Genomic DNA, 18,519 nt, shown 5'->3' on the forward strand with positions numbered 1-18,519 from the left:
TGCCGGATCCTTTCGCGCCGCTCGCAATGACGAACCCCAAGAAAAGGAGAGAGCGATGACCGCCATCGGCGACAACGACCGCAGGCTTGAGAAGTACCGCCGGATGCAGCGCATCCGCCAGTTCGAGACCAAGGCCGGATCCATCCATGCTGCAGGCGAGATCCCCGGCGCGCTGCACACCTATGCGGGGATGGAGGCTTCGGGCGTCGGCGCCTGCATGGCGCTGCGCGACGACGACTACATGGTCGGCACGCACCGCAGCCACGGCCATCCGATCGCCAAGGGATCGACGCTGCGCCCGCTCATGGCCGAACTGCTCGGCAAGGCGACGGGCGTGTGCAAGGGCAAGGGCGGCTCGATGCACTTGTCCGATTTCGCGATGGGCAGCCTGGGCGAAACCAGCATCGTCGGCTCCGGCGGCCCGGTCGCGGCAGGTGCAGCATTGGGCGCGAAGCTGCAGGGGCTGGACCGCGTTGCGCTGTGCTTCTTCGGCGACGGCGCCTCCAGCGAAGGGGCGATCCATGAAGGCATGAACCTTGCCGCTGTATGGAAGCTGCCCGCGATCTTCGTGTGCGAGAACAACCGCTTCGGCATGTCCACGCCGACTTCCGCCGCCGTGGCGGGCGTCAATGTCGCGGACCGCGCGCATGGCTACGGCATCCCCGGCGTCATCGTCGACGGGCAGGACGTGGACGCCGTCGAGGAGGCCGTGCGCGAGGCGGTGGACCGTGCTCGTGCCGGCAAGGGGCCGACGCTGATCGAGACCAAGACCTACCGCTACCGTGACCACGCGGTGAACATGGGCCGCGACCTCACCCCGCGCGGGCCGGAGCATGACGACTGGGTCGCACGCGATCCGATCACGCTCTACCGCGCGCGCCTGCTCGCCGATGGCGTGGCCGAGGGCGATCTCGACGCCATCGACGCGGCAATCGCCGAGGAAGTGACGGATTCGCTGAACTTCGCGCGCGAGAGCGCATACCCGGTCTTCGAGGAGGCCTTTGACCACGTCTTCGTCGATCGCTTGCCGATCCCCGACGACGTTTTGGCGCACGCCTGAGAAGGAACCGCAATCATGGCCAAGATCACTTTCCTCGAAGCCATCCAGCAGGCCCAGGCCGAAGAGCTGGAGCGCGACCCCCGTGTCTTCATGATGGGCGAGGACATTCGCTGCAACGTCTTCGGCACCACCACCGGCTTCGTCGAGCGCTTCGGCGAGGAGCGCATCCGCGACACGCCGATCTCCGAGAACGGCTTCATCGGCGCGGCGGGCGGCGCGGCGATGGTGGGGATGCGGCCCATCGTCGATGCGACGCTGTCCTCGTTCCTCTATCCGGCGATGGACCAGATCTGCTCGATCATCGCCAAGTCCCGCTACATCTACGGCGGACAGGCGAAGCTGCCGCTCGTGCTGCGCTCCTGCATGTTCTACGGCAACTCCAATGCTGCGCAGCATTCCGACCGGCCCTACCCGATGTTCATGAACATGCCGGGCCTCAAGATCATCTGTCCCTCCGATGCCGCCGATATGAAGGGCCTGCTCAAGTCCGCGATCCGCGACGACGATCCGGTGATGAGTTTCGAGGACGGCACCTGCTGGATGAACAAGGCAGAAGTGCCTGACGATCCCGACTTCCTGATCCCCATCGGCAAGGGCGACATCAAGCGCGAAGGCACCGACATCACCGTCGTCGCTATCGCCGGCGGGGTCAACGTCGCGCTCAAGGCCGCGAAGCAACTGGCGGGCGAAGGCATCTCGCTGGAGGTCATCGACCCGCGCACGCTGGTCCCGCTCGACCGCGATCTGATCCTGCGCTCGGTGCGCAAGACCGGCCGCGCGATCTGCGTCGATCCGGCCAACCGCACCTGCAGCGCCGCCAGTGAGATCGCCGCCACCATCGTCGAGGAGGCGTTCGAGGCCCTGCGCGCGCCGGTGGTGCGGATCACGACTCCCGATACGCACCTGCCGTTCAGTCCGCTCATCGAAAAGCCGCTCTATCCCTCGGTGGAGCGCATCGTGAGTGCCGCCAGGCGCCTCGTAGGTGCCGTTGAGTTCCAGTCAGCCTGAGGAGCGAACATGGCCGAATTCACGATGGTCCTGCCGCAATACGGCATGGGGATGCAGGACGGCGAGATCGTCCGCTGGCTCAAGCAGCCGGGCGACGCGGTCGAGGAAGGCGAGAATCTCGTCGAGGTGGAAGCCGCGAAAACCACGGTGGAAGTGCCCGCGCCGGTCTCCGGCACGCTGCTGCGCATCGTCGCCGGGGAGGGCGAGACGGTGGACGTGCGCGCCCCGATCGCGGTGATCGAGACGGGCTGAGGGCGGCTTCGCGCGATACCGAAACAGACCTCCGGGAGAGGACGCGAGAATGAAGGACGGGAAGGAAGCCCGTTGGCCGCGCTGGCTGGCGGGAGCAGTGCTGATCGCGATTGGAGCGGTGCTCCTCGTCGGTGGCGTCAGGCTGCTGACGCTGGGGGGATCGGCGTATTACCTGCTGGCCGGGCTGGCCTGCACGGCGTCCGGGGCACTGCTCTGGAAGGGCGATGGGCGGGGACTCTGGCTCTATGCGGCGATGCTGCTAGGCACCGTGATCTGGGCCTTCTGGGAGGTCGGCGTACAGTTCTGGCAGCTCCTGCCGCGTCTTGCGGGGCCGACGGTGATCGGCGCCGTTCTGGTGCTGCCGTGGCTGCGACGCCGACTGACTTCCGCTTCCGACGCCGGGACGCGCTGGGGGCCCGGCGCGGTCGTGCTGGTCGCGGCACTGGCGCTGCTTGGGACGTTCCTGACGGTGCCTGTCTTCGATGTATCGCCCGGTCGCGTAGACCCCTCGCTCCGGTGAGCCCAGGAAGCGCGGAGTGGACGGACTATGGCGCGAACCTGTCAGGCACCCGCCATTCACCGGCCGCGCAGATCACCCCGGTCAATGCCGCGAAGCTCAAACAGGCATGGTCCTTCAAAACCGGTGACACCAAGGCCAAGCGGCCTGAGATCAAGTCCATTTCCTTCATGGCGACGCCGCTGATGGTGGACGACAAGGTCGTGTTCTGCTCGCCTACCGGCAAAGTCTTCGCTCTCGACGCCGATACCGGTAGGCAGATCTGGCTACGCGATCCGCATACGCAAATCGGCAATGCGCAGATGCTCAACTGCCGCGGCGTGTCCTATCATGCCGACCCTGCCGCAACGGGGATCTGCGCCAGGAGGATCCTCAGCATGACTGTGGATGGTCGTTTCCTTGCAAGCGACCTGGCAACCGGCGCGCCCTGTCCGGACTTCGGGAAGGGTGGGACCGTGAACCTTGATGAAGGACTGGGTGATGTGGACCCGTTCCGCTCCTACACCTCGTCACCGCCAGTCATCGTCGGCAACACGGCGATCCTGGGCGCCTATGTGCGTGACAACTACACCAAGGATGACCCCTCCGGCGTCGTGCGCGCGTTCGATGTGAAGAGTGGCAAGTTGCTCTGGGCTTGGGACAGTGGCCGTCCGGACGATGCCCCGCCGCTCAAGTCCGGCGAAAAGTGGACGCGCGGTTCAGTCAATGCCTGGACCGCCTTCAGCGCCGATCCTGCGTTGGGTCTTGTGTACGTGCCCACGGGCAACGCGACGCCTGATCACGTCGGCACCCATCGCTCGCCGATGCTGGAACGGTACGCCAGCTCGATCGTAGCGCTGGACGTGACCAGCGGACGGGTGCGCTGGGCGTTCCAATCGGTACATCACGACTTGTGGGATTACGATTTGCCGGCCCAGCCCAGCGCTGTGAATTTCGTGCTGAAGGGTCGTAAAGTTGCAGCGCTGATCGTTCCGACCAAGCGCGGTGAAATCTTCGTTCTCGATCGTGCTACCGGCAAACCGCTTACACCGGTCGAGGAGCGCCCAGTCCCGCGTGGGAATCTGCCAGGTGAACGTTACTCACCCACGCAGCCTTATCCCACAGGTTTTGCATCTTTCGCTCCGGCGCCTCTGACGGAAGCTGGCATGTGGGGGCTACGCCGCTCGATCAGATGTGGTGTCGGATTCGCTTTCGATCGCTTGACTATAAAGGCATGTTCACACCGCCGTCGGAACGCGGAATACTGCAGTGGCCCGGAACGTTCGGTATCCTCAACTGGGGTGGCGTCAGCATCGATCCTGAGCGCAATCTGATGATCGTGAACTCGGCGGCTATTCCGCAGGAAGTGCGCTTGTTCCGTCATGGCGCCAACACGGATCGACCGGCGATGGCAAAGGATTCCCACGCACCGGGTTACCTTCCGCAATATGGAACCAATTATGGTGTCAGCTTGCTGCCGATGTTTTCTCCTCTGGGCATCCCTTGCGCAGCTCCGCCATGGGGGAAGCTTGCGGCGGTCGATCTCGCGACTGGCAAGATCGCCTGGAGTCGGACTTTCGGCACGTCTGCGGACACGGCGCCACTCGGCATACCATTGCCCGGCGCATTCAACCTAGGTGGATCGGCTAATACGGCAGGTGGCGTTACCTTCATAGGCGCGGCGATGGACAATTATCTACGAGCATTCGACACGACGACGGGAAGGGAAATCTGGAAGGGGCGTCTCCCAGCGGGCGGGCAAGCCACCCCGATAACTTATGTGTCAAGAAAAACGGGAAAGCAGTATGTAGTGATTGCGGCAGGCGGGCACGCGTACATGCAGACCACATCAGGTGATTCTGTAGTGGCCTTTACTTTGCCATAGTCCATTAGAAGGTAGGTTGGCTGTCTGGTTACGACGCAACTTTGAGACATGGTAAGGGGCGCCATCGCGGATCATGTGTGGTGCCTTGCCACTTCGCTGATGAGGTTCATGACGGTGCAGATATGTAATTAAACGCGAAAACATCATGATGGGGCGCGGCTATTGTATTGAAGATATGACCCGATTTTCGCGTTTGCTGTCCCGAAACAACGTCCGGGTGTCGGCTGGAAAAGGGCGGTAGACTACAGTGTAAATGGCGATATGCCATGTGCTATGGCCTCGGAAAACATATCAAAGTCAGTTGCAAAACAGTTGGAAACGCAGCGCGTTGTCGACGCAGCACGTAGCGTGATCGCTACGAAGGGCATCGCAGGAATGAGCTTGCGCAGCGTCGCAGAAGCCGCTGCTACTTCGGTCGGTTCGATCAGCTATCGCATCGGTGATCGTGCGGCATTGATCGCCGCCGTGCTGGATCGTGAGATCGAACTGGCTGCCGCAGCGCGCATGGAATGGCGGGATCGGATTGGCAATCACGATCCGGTGGCGAGCGGTATCCTGCCGGACCTCATCTGCGAATGGCTGGACCAGGGTGCTGGATCACGGCGTACGTCTGCGATCGTCGTGTGTGAACTGGCCTTGACGGCTGGACGTGAGCCGTACGCGCTACCCGCTATTGCGACGTTGTTCGAAGAGGGGGAGGGACTGTGGCGCGATCTGCTGGCCTCTTCGGCGCAAGGGCAGAGGCTGGCGCGCCTCATCACCCGCTACTGTCTCGATGAACAGGTCTTTTCCATTCTCTTTGCGGATGAGCCGGATTATCGGCTGCTGCGGCATTCAACCGTGAGAGGCATGCTGCGCAGCGGCTCCTTACCTGCTGATCCGGCGGTGACCCGATGGCACATGGCACTGGTCGAGCGGCTGGCGATACCGGCCGCAGCGGCCTTTGATGAAGTGTCGCCCGTCCTGCTCGGCCCCAAGGGCGTCATCGCCGAAAAAATCGCTGATATCATCGTGGAGCAGGGAGTGGGCGCTTTGTCTCACCGCACCGTCGCCCAGGCGACCGGCATCGCGGCGTCCAGCGTGGCGCATCACTTCCCGACGCATCGCGATGTCCTCTTCGCGGGCGTGGAAGCGGTATACCGGCGCTTGCGCAGCCAGATCCACGCCACTGGCGCACGCCTGGGCAATGGCGATATCATCCGTCTGACTCACGAATGCGCACTGTCGGCTCTGGGCGACCCGGCGTTTCGTCCTTTCGCCATCGATATGCGCCGCCGCCGCGCGGAAAACGTCCATGCGCTTTATGCGCAGTGGCTAGGCATCGCGGTGAATTCCGACCGCGCGCGCGTGCAGGCCATGGTCATGGCCTCGATCGGCAATGGCCTGCGGGTATTGGCGGAACGGGCGGAATGGCCTGATATGCGCGACCTGTTAGTCACTTTAGTTTGAGCCGTACATTAGTTTTGAAATTGCATATAATAGCGAAAAAAATACCATACGATTGTCTCAAAAGAGTCATCGGCGAACTCTAGAGGCGCGTCCTGAAGACCCCGGTCAACAGGACGGAACCCTCCCATGTCTGCTATTCAGCGCAAGCGTACGATCCACCTTCTCTCGACGATTCTGGCCAGTGCGGTTGCACCCTGCTGGGCATTCGCTGCGCAGGCCGAGGAAGCCCCCGCTGCGGACGACGCGCTTCCCGAGATCACCGTCACCGCAGAGCGCCGTGCGGAGAGCAGCCAGAAGGTGCCGCTGGCGATCCAGTCGATCGACGGCGAGACCCTGGCCAAGACCGGGTATACGTCGGTCACCGACCTGCAGTACACGATGCCGGGGGTGCAGTACGATCCCACCCAGGGCGCCGCGTTCCAGATTCGCGGTGTCGGCAGCACGTCGTTCGACTTCTCGAACGCCAAGTCGGTTAGCGTCGTCGTCGATGACGTGGTGATGGACGGTCAGCGCGCCAATGGCCTGACCGGCCTCGTTGACATCGACCGCGTCGACGTCCTGATGGGCCCGCAAGGAACACTGTTCGGCAAGAACGCCACCTCGGGCGTCATCGCGGTGAGCACCACGAAGCCCAAGCTGGACGAGTGGTCCCTGCGTGCCAGCGCCAGCTTCGGCGAGCATGACGAGCGTATCCTCAACGCCACCGCCAACGTCCCGCTCGGCCCGATCGCGGCTTTGCGCGTATCCGGCTTCGACCAGGCTTTCGACGGTTTCGGCCGCAATGTGACGTTGAACCGCAAGGTCGGCTCGCAGCACGAGTACGGCGGCCGCGCGCGGCTCTATCTGGAGCCTTCGGACAGCTTCAACCTGATCCTTTCGGGCGACTATGCCTATCACTGGGATAGCAGTGTTCGTACGCCCGTTTCCGGCCAGTCTGCGGCAGTCACCGCGATCCTCAACGAACTGGGCGTCTATCCCGGGCCGCAGAGCGCAGACACGGCGGATTCATCTTTCGGCCAGATCGTCACCGAGGAATGGGGCACTTCCCTGCGGGCCAATGCCAGGCTGGGCGATCACGACCTGACCTCGATCACCGCCTACCGTGCCACCCGCTACGACAACTGGACGCCGGCAAGCCTGACGCCTTACGATCGCTATGCGTATATCCCCTTCAATCTGGGCCAGCTCGATACGGACAAGTTCAGCCAGGAAATCCATCTGGCATCGCCCACCGGCGGCTTCGTGGAATATCTGGTCGGCGCCTTCTATAACCGCCTGCATGCGCGCCAGACGCAGCTGCAGTGGTCCACCGGCGGGCAGCCGCTCTACGACAGTGCAGGTACGCCGCTGCCCACGCTTATCGCGTTGACGGGCGCCATCGGCGAGGACGGCAATACCTCGCTGTTCGACTCGGTGAATGAGACGATGGCCGCCTTCGGCCAGCTCAAGTTCAACTTCACCCCGCGCTTCGCCCTCACGCTGGGCGGCCGTTACACGCACGACAACAATTCGCAGAGCATCGACTACGTCACTATCAACCCCGAGCCGATCGCGGGATACACGCCCGCCTTCACCGCTTCGAGCGCGGCGCCCGCCTACGAATTCGGCCGTGTGAAAGGCGACAATTTCTCGTTCCGCATCGCGCCCACGTATCAGGTGGCGGACAACGTCATGCTCTACGCGACCTATTCGACCGGCTACAAGCCCGCGGGCATCGCCTTCGTCGGCAACAAGTACGCGCCTTATGAGGACGAGACGGTGAAGGCCTGGGAAGCCGGCATAAAGTCCGAATGGTTCGGCCGACGCCTGCGTTTCAACCTCGATGCGTTCCGTTCGGACTTCAAGGACTTCCAGGCGACGATCCTGACGCAGATCCCCGATGGTGCGGGCGGAACGATCAACGCCACCGTGATCGGCAATGCCGGCGGCCTGCGCACCCAGGGTATCGAAGGCAGCCTGGTGGTTCAGCCCATGCGCGGCCTGCAGCTGTCGGGCGCGGTGACCTACACCGACGCCAAGTTCACCAATTACGTCTACAATGCCACGACCAACTACACCGGTTCGCGGCTGACCAATGCGCCGGAATGGTCGGGTACGGCGGCGATCGACTACGATCACGAATTCGGCTCGGGCCTCGGCTTCAAGGCGCATGCGGATTATGCCTATCGCAGCGAATACTGGACCGTCGTGGGCCAGCCCGCCTACTCGCATGTGTCCGGCTATGGTCTGGTGAACGGCCGTCTCAGCTTCACCTTGCCCAACCGCCCGATCGAGGTCGGCGTCTACGCACGCAACCTGTTCGACAAGTACTTCTCGACCGGATGGCAGCAGTACGGCGTGCTTGGCCTGCTCCACTACACCTCGCCCAACGCGCGCCGGACGGTCGGCGGCTTCGTCAACGTCAGCTTCTGAAGCCAGACGGCCGGGCCGGGCGACCGACCCGGCCTTTCAATCACGGGAGACTTTCATGACCACACGCCGCGCGTTGCTGATCGGTGCGCCGACCGGTTTGCTGGCTGCTAAGGGCGCCTTCGCCCCTTCCGCCCTGGGGGCTGCTTTTGGCGGCCCGGGCGTAGGGGGCGACATAGAAGCCCTGGAGCGCCTAATGGTGAAGACGCTGGATGGCGAACTGGGCGACCAGGCGGTTGCACGGCAACTGGCCGCGCATATCACCGAAGCGGGATTTCACTGGGAATATCCGACGTGCCCACTGCGCGAAGCCGACAGCGTGGTCGCCTACAGCTTCGGCTATCGGTCGCAGACCGGAAAGGTCGATCCCAACACCGGACTTTCCGATGGCGCGGAGACGCCGGAGCCGGGGCCGATCAATGCGCTGCTGGCGGAAGCCGTCCATGCCATCGCGCGCGCTCGGCGCGTGCGTGTCTATGCGCAGTGGGAGATCGCGCAGGTCCTGACGCAAAAGCATGGCATGACGGACGTCGTGTCCATCCATCCCACCAAGGGAGCGGACGGCAAGACGATCTACCTGAGCACCGATGGCGTCGCCAAGGCGGCGGTCGCCCACGCTGGTTCCGCGCAGGCGCTGGGCAAGGTCGCCGTCGTGGGGCACCGCGACCATGTGAAGCGCTGCGTGATCGTCTCTCGCGATAATGGCATGAACGCGTCCGTCGCGCGCGAGGTGCCGCTGCCGGTTCAGTACGATCCCCAGTCTGCCCAGCCATGGACGCGCCGCCGCGATGCCTATCTGCTGACCGACCTCGTCGCGCAGTTGTCCATGACGCGCAACCGCGTCATCGCCGAACTCGGCGGCGGCCGTTGACGGGGAGACCTGCCATGCGGTGATTGGGCAGGGCTTTCCGCACGGGCGCCATGCCGCTGCTGGCGCCGCAGGCTGATCGGGGAAGAGGGCGCGGTGCTGTATCGCTTCTCCGTCGACCCGCAGGAAAAGGAGCCGAGCCGTCATTCGCTTTTCAGGTGGCCGTCGCCGGGCCGGCCGGGATCGCTACGAGGGGTGGGTTCAAGATTGCCGCTCCAATGTCCGAACGGCAGTCTCTTTCCCGGTTTCGAAGTTTGTTATGGATCGTTGCGGGTTGCAACACCGATGTCACGAAATCTCCTTAACCAAATCAGGAATTCTGAAGGGGAAAGCTCCGTGAACGCAACTGCTGCGGTCGGCGATTATGCGCGGCCTGAAATGGACAAGGGGCTGGGCGTTGCCGGCCAGCTGGGCTTCGGCGCGGCGATCGTCGCCGCCCTCGTCTATGTCGGCTGCAGTGTCTGGTCGGACGCCAGTGCATCCGGCATGAGCGCGATCGCGCTGTTGCCGTTCCTGCTGCTGTTTCTGGCCCTGCTGATCGCCCTCGGGTTTGAGTTCGTAAACGGCTTTCACGATACGGCCAATGCCGTTGCCACGGTGATCTATACCAACGCCATGCCCGCCAACGTCGCAGTGGTATGGTCAGGGTTCTTCAACTTCCTGGGCGTGCTGCTTTCGACCGGCGCGGTGGCGTTCGGGATCGTATCGCTGCTGCCGGTGGAGTTGATCCTGCAGGTCGGCTCCAGCGCCGGCTTCGCGATGGTCTTCGCGTTACTGATCGCGGCCATCTTGTGGAACCTTGCCACCTGGTGGCTGGGCATCCCTTCGTCCAGCTCGCACACGCTGATCGGCTCGATCATCGGCGTGGGTGTGGCAAATGCGATGATGCACGGCAAGAGCGGCACCGCAGGCGTTGACTGGAGCAAGGCGACCGAGATCGGTCAAGCGCTGCTGGTCTCCCCTTTGATCGGCTTCGGCCTTGCCGCGCTACTTTTCCTTGCGATGAAGGTGCTGGTCCGCAGCGAGGAACTCTATCAGGAACCCAAGGGCGATGCGCCGCCGCCGCTGTGGATTCGCGCGCTGCTGATCTTCACTTGTACCGGTGTCAGCTTCGCGCACGGGTCGAACGACGGCCAGAAGGGGATGGGTCTGATCATGCTGATCCTGATCGGCACCGTGCCCACGGCTTACGCGCTGAACCGCGCCGTGCCGGAAAGCTACACCCGGGAATTCCATGTAGGCGCCGACGCCGCCTATGCCGCGCTTACCGGCGGCAATGCGCCTATCATGCGTCCGGGTGAGGCGCGCCGCGCCGTTACCGCCTATATCGCCGACAAGGCCTACAAGCCCGAAACCGTGCCTGCGCTGGCGGTGCTGGTCAGGAACATCGACCGCCAGGTCGACGAATACGGTTCGCTCGCCAAGGTCCCTGCCGCTGCGACCGAGAACGTGCGCAACGACATGTACCTCGCCTCCGAAGCGATCAAGCGGCTGGGCAAGGATAAGGCCGCAGGCCTCGACGACGGGCGCAAAGGTGCGCTGGACGGGTTCAAGAAGTCGCTCGATGCCGGCACCCGCTTCATTCCCACCTGGGTCAAGGTGGCGGTCGCCTTTGCGCTGGGACTCGGCACGATGGTCGGATGGAAGCGCATCGTCGTGACGGTGGGCGAGAAGATCGGCAAGTCGCACCTTACCTATGCGCAGGGCGCATCTGCCGAACTGGTGGCGATGGGCACGATCTTCGCCGCCGACCACCTTGGCCTGCCGGTCTCGACCACGCACGTCCTCTCTTCCGGCGTGGCGGGGACCATGGCCGCCAACGGGTCCGGCCTGCAGATGGGCACCCTGCGTAACATGCTGATGGCATGGGTGCTGACGCTGCCGGTGTCCATCCTGCTGGCGGGCGGCCTGTACGCGGTATTCTCGATGCTGCTGTGATGGGTGACACCCGGCCTGTCGATTTCAATGCGGGTCCAGGCCTCATATGGGGTCTGGACTTTGCTGCGGACGGGGCTGCTCATGAAGTCGCCCGGTGTGACAGCGCGCACGACGGGCAGTTCCGCTGGTTGCACCTGAGCCTGGCCGATCAGGGCACGCGCACATGGATCGAAAACGCGCCTGGCCTTTCGCCTTCCACCCGTGAATTGTTGCTTTCCTCAGACTCGCACCAGCGCGCGCTGGTGGACGGTGATGCGGTGTGCTGCATCCTGCACGATCTGGAACGCGATTTCGACGTTGGAGATACCGCCCGTGTCGGCGCGCTGCGCGTCATGGTCACGCCGGGATTGATCATTACCGCCCGCCGTCATCCCCTCGGCTCGGCCGACATCGTGCGCCAGCGCATCGACAGCGGCGTGCGTATCGCCGGTCCCGCCAATGCGCTTGATCTGCTCACCAGCGGCCTCAGCCAGAACATCGATGCGGTGATACGCCGGCTTTCAGCCGATGTGCAGTCTGCCGAGGATGACTTTCTCGAGGGACACCGCCCGCCCACCAGCCAGCAACTGCTGGGCATCCGGCGGCGGCTGGCGCAGATCCACCGCATGCTGGAAGGCACCCAGCGGGTCTTCCGCCGTCTGGAGCAGGACGAGGACCTGCCCGAAAGCCTGCTGCCGACAGTGGAGAAGCTCTCGCAGCGATTGCAGGGCCTCGATGCCGATGCCCTGGCGGTACAGGGGCAATTGCGCCTGCTGCGCGATGAACTCGACCTGCAGTCCAGCCAGCGAACCAATCAGAACCTCTACCTGCTTTCCGTCATGACCGCATTGATGCTGCCAGCCACGCTGGTGACGGGCCTGTTCGGCATGAATACCGGAAGCCTTCCGTTCACCGGCCCCTACGGCACCCTTGCGGCCACATTAGTGGCGGCAGGTACCGCGCTGGCCACTTACCTGTTCCTGAGAAGCCGGGGCTTCTTTCGTTGACCCTCAGATGACCTGCGGTACGATCATTTCAGGCGGAACCGGGTTGCGGATATAGTCCGCGTTGCGCACGCGGTCGGGTAGCACCACTTCCGGCCGTGGCACGTCCTCATAGGGAATCTGGTCCAGGAGGTGCGAAATGCAGTTGAGCCGCGCGCGTTTCTTGTCGACGGCTTCCACCACCCACCACGGGGCCTCGGGAATATGCGTGCGTTCCAGCATCGCTTCCTTGGCGCGGGTATAGTCTTCCCAGCGGCGGCGTGATTCCACGTCCATGGGGAAAGCTTCCACTGCTTGAGCGGGTCGTGGATGCGCATGTTGAAGCGGAACTGCTGCTCCTCGTCGGTGATCGAGAACCAGTATTTCAGCAGAATGATGCCCGAGCGCACGAGCATCCGTTCGAATTCCGGCACCGAGCGGAAGAATTCCTCCACCTCATCCTCGGTGCAGAAGCCCATCACCCGTTCCACCCCGGCGCGGTTGTACCAGCTGCGGTCGAACAGAACGATCTCGCCGGCGCCGGGCAAGTGCTGGACATAGCGCTGGAAATACCATTGCGTGCGCTCGCGCTCGTTCGGCGCAGGCAGCGCCGCGACCCGGCATACGCGCGGATTGAGCCGCTGGGTGATGCGCTTGATCGCGCCGCCCTTTCCGGCCGAATCGCGCCCTTCGAAAACGACGACGACTTTCAGTCCCTTGTGCTGCACCCATTCCTGCAACCGCACCAGTTCGTGCTGCAGGCGGAACAGTTCGCGAAAATAGAGGCGACGTTCGATCTGGGCGCGGTCCGGGTGGTCCGCCATGTCGTCCATCAAGGCTTCGAGTCGGCTTTCGTCGATCTCCATTTCCAGCTCTTCGTCGAAGCTGTCGGCGATCTCGTCCTTGATCCGGTGCATTTCGAAAGCGTCGGTCAGCGACATGCCGGAAATTCCTTTTCACCCAAAGTGACTTTTCGCAATGCAGCGCAGCCTGATCGACGGGAATGACATGGGCGTGACGGGGTGATCCGCTACGGCGCCTAAAGAACCGATCGGGGCAATGAAATTGCCTTGTTGGAGCCATGGTCGATTACGATCGCCGACTTCTCCATTGGCAAGTCGCCCGTGCACTCATTATCCGGGGTGAAGGCCAGAACCGCGCTTGCCAATGCTGTCGATATCGTCGCGGCCCCTGCGGTAATGTCCTGCTGATCGTTACAAGAAGGCGATCTAAGCGCGAAGAATGGCTGGGTTCGAGGCGGAATTGCCCGCTGAAAGCGGGTTCGTGCTGTCTCGATAGTCAATCGTTCAATGCATGCATCCTGCAGTGATCGAGATAGCCTTTTTCATGCCTTCCGGCGAGGTCCACGACTGAGCGCCACAGCCATGACGGGGCATCCAGATTTCTGGAGCGCCCCCTTTGCAAGGTTTGCGCCCAACTGCGACGAGTCTCCGGCTCCATCTGTCGTGCATGCGCCTTGCCCACGACAAAGGCGAGATAGCGCGCCGCCTTGAGCGCCTCACCCCGCGAGAACTGCTCAACGTCGATCTTGAGATCCTGGGGCATGAGTTCGCGCACGAATACCGAGTGTTCATGCAGCCGTGCCGTTGCCATGCGTTCGCCGAGATGCGGCGACAAGGCACGTGCTGCGGCCAGAACCCGTTCGGCCGGATCAGCCGGCATTACGGCGCCGGGTGCGATGGGCGCGACAGGAGCGACGGCCTCCTTTATGTCGACGAGTGCGTGGTCCGTGCCGCGCTTGCCTTCCAGCGCGACGATTGCCGCATACCGCATCAGACCGAGCGAACTGCAGCCCTTCATCCAGTAGGCGGCATCTACCATTTTCGGGGCTCGCTGTTCGTCCTTGCTGTCGAGCGATAGGATCATGCGGCTCACCGGCCGGTGGGTCACGATGTCGCGAAGGCCGGTTGTTTCAACTTTGGTAAGTGGCCAAAAGCGGCGACCAAGAGGAATTTTCGGCTCGACGTCGTCGAGCCGCTCCTTGGCCAGATGCCTCCACTTCCTGCCGGTCGCGCGGCGGCGTACGACGCGGACAATCTCCGGCTCCCGATCTGCGGTTTGCTCCTCGCCATCCGGGTCGACAAAGGCGTCTTCGTAGCCTTCGACCATCTCTTCCATCATGCGCGCGGTGACCACGCCCGGCAGGTCTGATCCGCGCGCTGCGGTAGCAAGCGAAAGGCCCAGCCGGATAAGATCGTGCGCAGGGTTGCCGATCACCGCCTGATCGAGATCGCGGATCTGTATCTCGACCTTGCCGTTGCCGTTCGAGATCGGGCCGAGATTCCCGAGATGGCAGTCGCCGCAGATCCACACCTCCGGCCCCTCGGGAACGATGCGTTCGCCGCCTTCCTCGGCAAGCCAGCGATAAAAGAGTGCCGTATTGCCTCGAACGTAAGCATGGGCAGAACGCGCCATTTTGAGGTCTCGGCGGGCGTGAAGGGTGGTGAGGCGATCTGCCGGTACGACGAATTTCATGAGGACACGAACGAGCAATACCGTGTGAGTGTTCCGAATGCAGACGAAGTCGTGAAAAAGCGCATCAGCGAGCCGGAACAGGCGGTGCCCTGGCGGTTTCTGCCCCTGCCAGAAAGACACATACGGGAAACAAATATGACGACAGTGGCGCAAGTGATCGTGGAGACGCTCCAGGCTGCTGGCGCACGCCGCTGCTACGGCGTTCCAGGTGACACGCTCAATCATGTGACCGACGCGATCCGGACAAGCGACATTCGCTGGGTTCATGTCCGGCATGAGGAGGCGGGAGGCTTTGCGGCCGGGGCGGATGCTATGCTGACGAACGAACTTGCGCTTTGTGCCGGGTCGTGTGGCCCGGGCAGTCTTCACTTCATAAACGGACTATTCGAATCTCACCGCAATCGTGCGCCGGTGGTCCTGATCGCCAGCCAGATCGTGCGGGACGAACTTGGCTTCGATTTTCCGCAGGAAGTCGATTTTCGCGCCATTTACGAAAGCTGCAGCGTCTTCTGCGAGGAAATCCGCACTCCCGAGCAGGCGCGCCGCAAGACCGCAATGGCAGCTCAGGCTGCGTTGGCCAGACGCGGGGTTGCGGTACTGATCGTGCCGGCCGACATTTCCAGCGCTATGGCACCGGACGAGCCCGCCTTCGCTGTCCATCGCGCAGAATCCGGTCATCGTGCCCGCCGATCATGAACTGGACCGGATCGCTGCCTTGCTCGAGCGGGGCAAGAAGATCGCGATCTATGGAGGGTCGGGGTGCGAGAAGGCGCATGACGAGGTGGTCGCACTCGCGCACACGTTACAGGCGCCCGTCGCGCACACCTCGCGAGCAAAGGACTTTCTGGAGTACGACAATCCGTTTGACGTCGGGATGACGGGGATTTTCGGCGGTGAGGCGGGCTATCACGCGCTGATGTCGTGCGACACGCTGCTGTTGCTCGGCTGCGATTTCGCGTGGCGTCAGTTCTATCCTCAGAAGGCGACCATCATGCAAGTCGACCTTGACGGGACGCATCTCGGGCGTCGTCACCCGGTCGACGTGGGTGTGGTGGGGGACGTTGCCGCGACGTTGAAGGCACTTCGGGGGCGGCTGAGTGCCCGGTCCGATCGTATTTTTCTCGACGATTGCCTGTCGAGGCGAGAGAAGATGAAAGAACGCCAGGGCAGGCACGCCAGTGTGGGTAAAGGTGCGGCGATCCACCCGCAATATCTCGCCGAAGTCATCTCCCGCGCCGCACCTGCCGACGCCATCTATACGGCCGACGGCGGGTCGCCGATGGTCTGGTGCCTGCGCCACGTCGCTTCGACCGGGAGCAACCGCACGGTCATCAGTCTCAGCCACGGGACGATGGCCAACGCCATGCCGCAGGCGCTGGGTGCCAAGGCGGCATTTCCAGATCGGACGGTGATCTCGCTGTCGGGGGATGGCGGCCTCGCGATGATGCTGGGCGATCTGCTCACCGCTGTGCAGGAGAAACTGCCGATCAAAGTCGCGGTGTTCAACAACAGCGCGCTGGATTTCGTGGAGATCGAGCAGAAAGTCGAAGGCCTGCTCGATGCCTATACCGACCTGCTCAATCCCGATTTCGGCCGCGTCGCCGAAGCCATGGGCCTCTGGGGACGCCGTGTCGAAAAGGCGCAGGATCTGGAGGGTGCGGTGCAGGCGTGGCTCGATGCTCCGGGGCCGGCATTGCTCGACGTCGTCACCGACAGGTTTGAACTGGTCATGCCCCCTAAGATCGAGGCAGGGCAAGTCGCTGGCATGGCGCTCTATTCTGCCAAGGCAGTGCTGGGCGGAAGAGGCAAGGACGTTGCGGGCATGATCCGCAACCTGTTGCCGTGAAGGGCGGTGCAAGCGGATCGGGCGGGCTCGTCGCTGGGCTGACCCGTGATCATGCGCTGTCCCGCAACCTCCTCCTGCTCGTCTCACTGGCCGGAACGCTGGTATCGATCGCCGTCGGCACCCGTTATCCAACCGGGCTATGGATCCTGCCGATAAGCCTGCCGGTCCTGGTGCTTGCACTGGTGGACCTGTTCCAGACAAAGCATTCGCTGCGGCGCAATTACCCCGCCTCGGCGCGGTTCCGCTGGCTGTTCGAATGGCTGCGTCCGTTTCTACGAGCCTACATCGTCGAAAGCGATCTGGATGGACGCCCCTTCAGCCACGACGAGCGAGCCCTCGTCTACGCGCGGGCCAAGGGCGATGTTTCCACCCATCCGTTCGGCACCGAACTCGACGTCTATTCCGACGAGTACGAATGGCTGGCGCACAGCATCGCGCCGTCCCGCCATGCGCCCAAGGATACTAGGGTGCATGTTGGCTCCGAGCAATGTTCGCGACCTTATGAAGCCTCGCGGCTCAACATTTCGGCGATGAGCTTCGGAGCATTGGGCGCCAACGCGATCGAGGCGCTCAATCTTGGTGCGAAGATCGGCGGGTTCTATCACGATACGGGAGAGGGCGGCCTGTCGCCCTATCACCTTAAGCACGGTGGTGATATCGTCTGGGAGGTCGGATCGGGCTATTTTGGCTGTCGGGATGGTGAGGGTCGCTTCGACGGTACGCGTTTTGCGGAACGGGCTGCGCACGAAGCGGTAAAGATGACTGAGATCAAACTGAGCCAAGGCGCAAAGCCCGGGCACGGCGGCCTGCTACCCGGCCCCAAGGTGACGCACGAGATCGCGCAAACCCGTGATGTGCCCGAAGGACAGGACTGCCTCTCGCCGCCGTGGCACAGCGCTTTTTCCACGCCGATTGAACTGATAGAGTTCGCAGGCAGGATGCGTGATCTCTCCGGTGGCAAGCCGGTGGGGATCAAGCTGTGCGTGGGCTATCCGCATGAACTCTTCGCGGTGGTGAAGGCCATGCTGGAAACCGGCATCGTGCTCGACTTCATCGTCATCGACGGTGCCGAAGGTGGAACCGGTGCAGCGCCGACGGAACTTTCTGACCGCGTCGGCATGCCGCTGCGCGAAGGTCTCATCATAGCGCGCAACGCGCTGGTTGGGACCAATCTCAAGGGCAAGGTCAAGCTTGCCGCGTCTGGCAAGGTGAACTCGGGCGCCGGTATCGCTATGAATGCGGCGCTTGGCGCGGATTGGTGCAACGCTGCACGATCCTTCATGTTCTCGCTCGGCTGCGTCCAGTCGATGCGTTGCCATACCGACACTTGTCCCACGGGGGTTGCCACCCAGTCACCCGCGCGACAGCGAGCGCTCGTCATTCCCGAAAAAGCCGAGCGCGTCGCCCGCTTCCAGCGCAGTACGCTGGACGCATTGCATGACATCGTGGTCGCCTGTGGGCTGGACACTCCGGATCAGTTCACACCGGATGGCCTGCGCCAGCGTATCAGCGCAGTAGAGATGCGATCGATGGATGAACTTTACGCCTTCGTCGAATCTGGCGAGTTGCTCGATGGCGCTCGCGATCTCCGCACTGCGCGATGGTGGGCTCAGGCCGATCCCCATTCCTTCCGGAGGAAGGCGTCATAACTACGTCCACCAACGAAAGAATTTGGGAAAATGCATTTCAGGATGACGTGTCTGATCTTGGCGCGCAGTATCGCCACCTTGCTTTGGTCGACCGGCTTTGCTGAACCGCCAGCGAAGCCCGAGTCTTCCATCATCGTAAAGCGAATGCGATTGTGTCAGCGCAAGATAATGATGTCACAGGCGTCTCAAAGTAAGCGCCAA

11 protein-coding genes and 3 pseudogenes are annotated in these 18,519 nt (G+C 63.0%); 12 read left to right on the forward strand and 2 right to left on the reverse strand.

Annotation, left to right across the window (positions count from 1 at the left end; translation table 11 throughout):
* The first annotated feature begins 55 nt into the window (after positions 1-55).
* The 10 genes and pseudogenes from KZO24_RS25990 (at position 56) to KZO24_RS26035 (ending at position 12,351) form a co-directional block, all read left to right on the forward strand.
* The gene (locus KZO24_RS25990) at positions 56-1,060 is read left to right on the forward strand and encodes a thiamine pyrophosphate-dependent dehydrogenase E1 component subunit alpha (protein ID WP_486487426.1); all 1,005 of its coding nucleotides are present in this window, start codon (positions 56-58) and stop codon (positions 1,058-1,060) included.
* A 15-nt stretch (positions 1,061-1,075) separates the two neighbouring features.
* Positions 1,076-2,068, forward strand: a complete 993-nt coding sequence (locus KZO24_RS25995; RefSeq protein WP_271183943.1) for an alpha-ketoacid dehydrogenase subunit beta — start codon at positions 1,076-1,078, stop codon at positions 2,066-2,068.
* 9 nt (positions 2,069-2,077) lie between these two features.
* Entirely contained in the window at positions 2,078-2,320 is a 243-nt protein-coding gene (locus tag KZO24_RS26000) for a biotin/lipoyl-containing protein (RefSeq protein WP_271183944.1), read from the forward strand.
* Between the two features lie 49 nt (positions 2,321-2,369).
* The gene (locus tag KZO24_RS26005) at positions 2,370-2,840 is read left to right on the forward strand and encodes a hypothetical protein (protein ID WP_486487427.1); all 471 of its coding nucleotides are present in this window, start codon (positions 2,370-2,372) and stop codon (positions 2,838-2,840) included.
* A pseudogene (locus KZO24_RS26010) lies at positions 2,837-4,701 on the forward strand (pyrroloquinoline quinone-dependent dehydrogenase). Before KZO24_RS26005 ends, KZO24_RS26010 begins: the two are co-directional and overlap by 4 nt.
* A gap of 273 nt (positions 4,702-4,974) precedes the next feature.
* Complete coding sequence (locus KZO24_RS26015) at positions 4,975-6,150, forward strand: TetR family transcriptional regulator (protein ID WP_271183946.1); 1,176 nt, start codon at positions 4,975-4,977, stop codon at positions 6,148-6,150.
* A gap of 126 nt (positions 6,151-6,276) precedes the next feature.
* A complete protein-coding gene (locus KZO24_RS26020) occupies positions 6,277-8,562 on the forward strand; it encodes a TonB-dependent receptor (protein WP_271183947.1) in 2,286 nt (761 codons plus the stop codon).
* A gap of 55 nt (positions 8,563-8,617) precedes the next feature.
* Positions 8,618-9,430: a hypothetical protein gene (locus KZO24_RS26025; protein ID WP_271183948.1), complete on the forward strand. Its 813-nt coding sequence runs from the start codon at positions 8,618-8,620 to the stop codon at positions 9,428-9,430.
* Between the two features lie 375 nt (positions 9,431-9,805).
* A complete protein-coding gene (locus tag KZO24_RS26030) occupies positions 9,806-11,365 on the forward strand; it encodes an inorganic phosphate transporter (protein WP_271184017.1) in 1,560 nt (519 codons plus the stop codon).
* Positions 11,365-12,351 (forward strand): CorA family divalent cation transporter, encoded by a 987-nt coding sequence (locus KZO24_RS26035; RefSeq protein ID WP_271183949.1) that lies wholly within the window; start codon positions 11,365-11,367, stop codon positions 12,349-12,351. Before KZO24_RS26030 ends, KZO24_RS26035 begins: the two co-directional genes overlap by 1 nt.
* 3 nt (positions 12,352-12,354) lie before the next feature.
* Here KZO24_RS26035 and ppk2 read toward each other — a convergent pair.
* Positions 12,355-13,160, reverse strand: a pseudogene (gene ppk2 / locus KZO24_RS26040) (polyphosphate kinase 2).
* 466 nt (positions 13,161-13,626) lie between these two features.
* On the reverse strand, positions 13,627-14,823 hold the full coding sequence (locus tag KZO24_RS26045) for a DUF2252 family protein (RefSeq protein WP_486487428.1): 1,197 nt from the start codon (positions 14,821-14,823) through the stop codon (positions 13,627-13,629).
* A 135-nt stretch (positions 14,824-14,958) separates the two neighbouring features.
* Here KZO24_RS26045 and KZO24_RS26050 point away from each other — a divergent pair.
* Positions 14,959-16,669, forward strand: a pseudogene (locus KZO24_RS26050) (thiamine pyrophosphate-dependent enzyme).
* A 38-nt stretch (positions 16,670-16,707) separates the two neighbouring features.
* The gene (locus KZO24_RS26055) at positions 16,708-18,318 is read left to right on the forward strand and encodes an FMN-binding glutamate synthase family protein (protein WP_486487769.1); all 1,611 of its coding nucleotides are present in this window, start codon (positions 16,708-16,710) and stop codon (positions 18,316-18,318) included.
* Positions 18,319-18,519: the final 201 nt, after the last annotated feature.

Source organism: Novosphingobium sp. NFX11, assembly GCF_057376415.1.

Excerpts from the sequence above, each read along its gene's own strand:
- KZO24_RS26030 (WP_271184017.1), top strand. The coding sequence starts at position 9,806 with ATGGACAAGGGGCTGGGCGTTGCCGGCCAGCTGGGCTTCGGCGCGGCG.
- KZO24_RS26045 (WP_486487428.1), bottom strand. The coding sequence starts at position 14,823 with ATGAAATTCGTCGTACCGGCAGATCGCCTCACCACCCTTCACGCCCGC.
- KZO24_RS26015 (WP_271183946.1), top strand. The coding sequence starts at position 4,975 with ATGGCCTCGGAAAACATATCAAAGTCAGTTGCAAAACAGTTGGAAACG.
- KZO24_RS26020 (WP_271183947.1), top strand. The coding sequence starts at position 6,277 with ATGTCTGCTATTCAGCGCAAGCGTACGATCCACCTTCTCTCGACGATT.
- KZO24_RS26025 (WP_271183948.1), top strand. The coding sequence starts at position 8,618 with ATGACCACACGCCGCGCGTTGCTGATCGGTGCGCCGACCGGTTTGCTG.
- KZO24_RS26000 (WP_271183944.1), top strand. The coding sequence starts at position 2,078 with ATGGCCGAATTCACGATGGTCCTGCCGCAATACGGCATGGGGATGCAG.
- KZO24_RS26005 (WP_486487427.1), top strand. The coding sequence starts at position 2,370 with ATGAAGGACGGGAAGGAAGCCCGTTGGCCGCGCTGGCTGGCGGGAGCA.
- KZO24_RS26035 (WP_271183949.1), top strand. The coding sequence starts at position 11,365 with ATGGGTGACACCCGGCCTGTCGATTTCAATGCGGGTCCAGGCCTCATA.
- KZO24_RS25990 (WP_486487426.1), top strand. The coding sequence starts at position 56 with ATGACCGCCATCGGCGACAACGACCGCAGGCTTGAGAAGTACCGCCGG.
- KZO24_RS25995 (WP_271183943.1), top strand. The coding sequence starts at position 1,076 with ATGGCCAAGATCACTTTCCTCGAAGCCATCCAGCAGGCCCAGGCCGAA.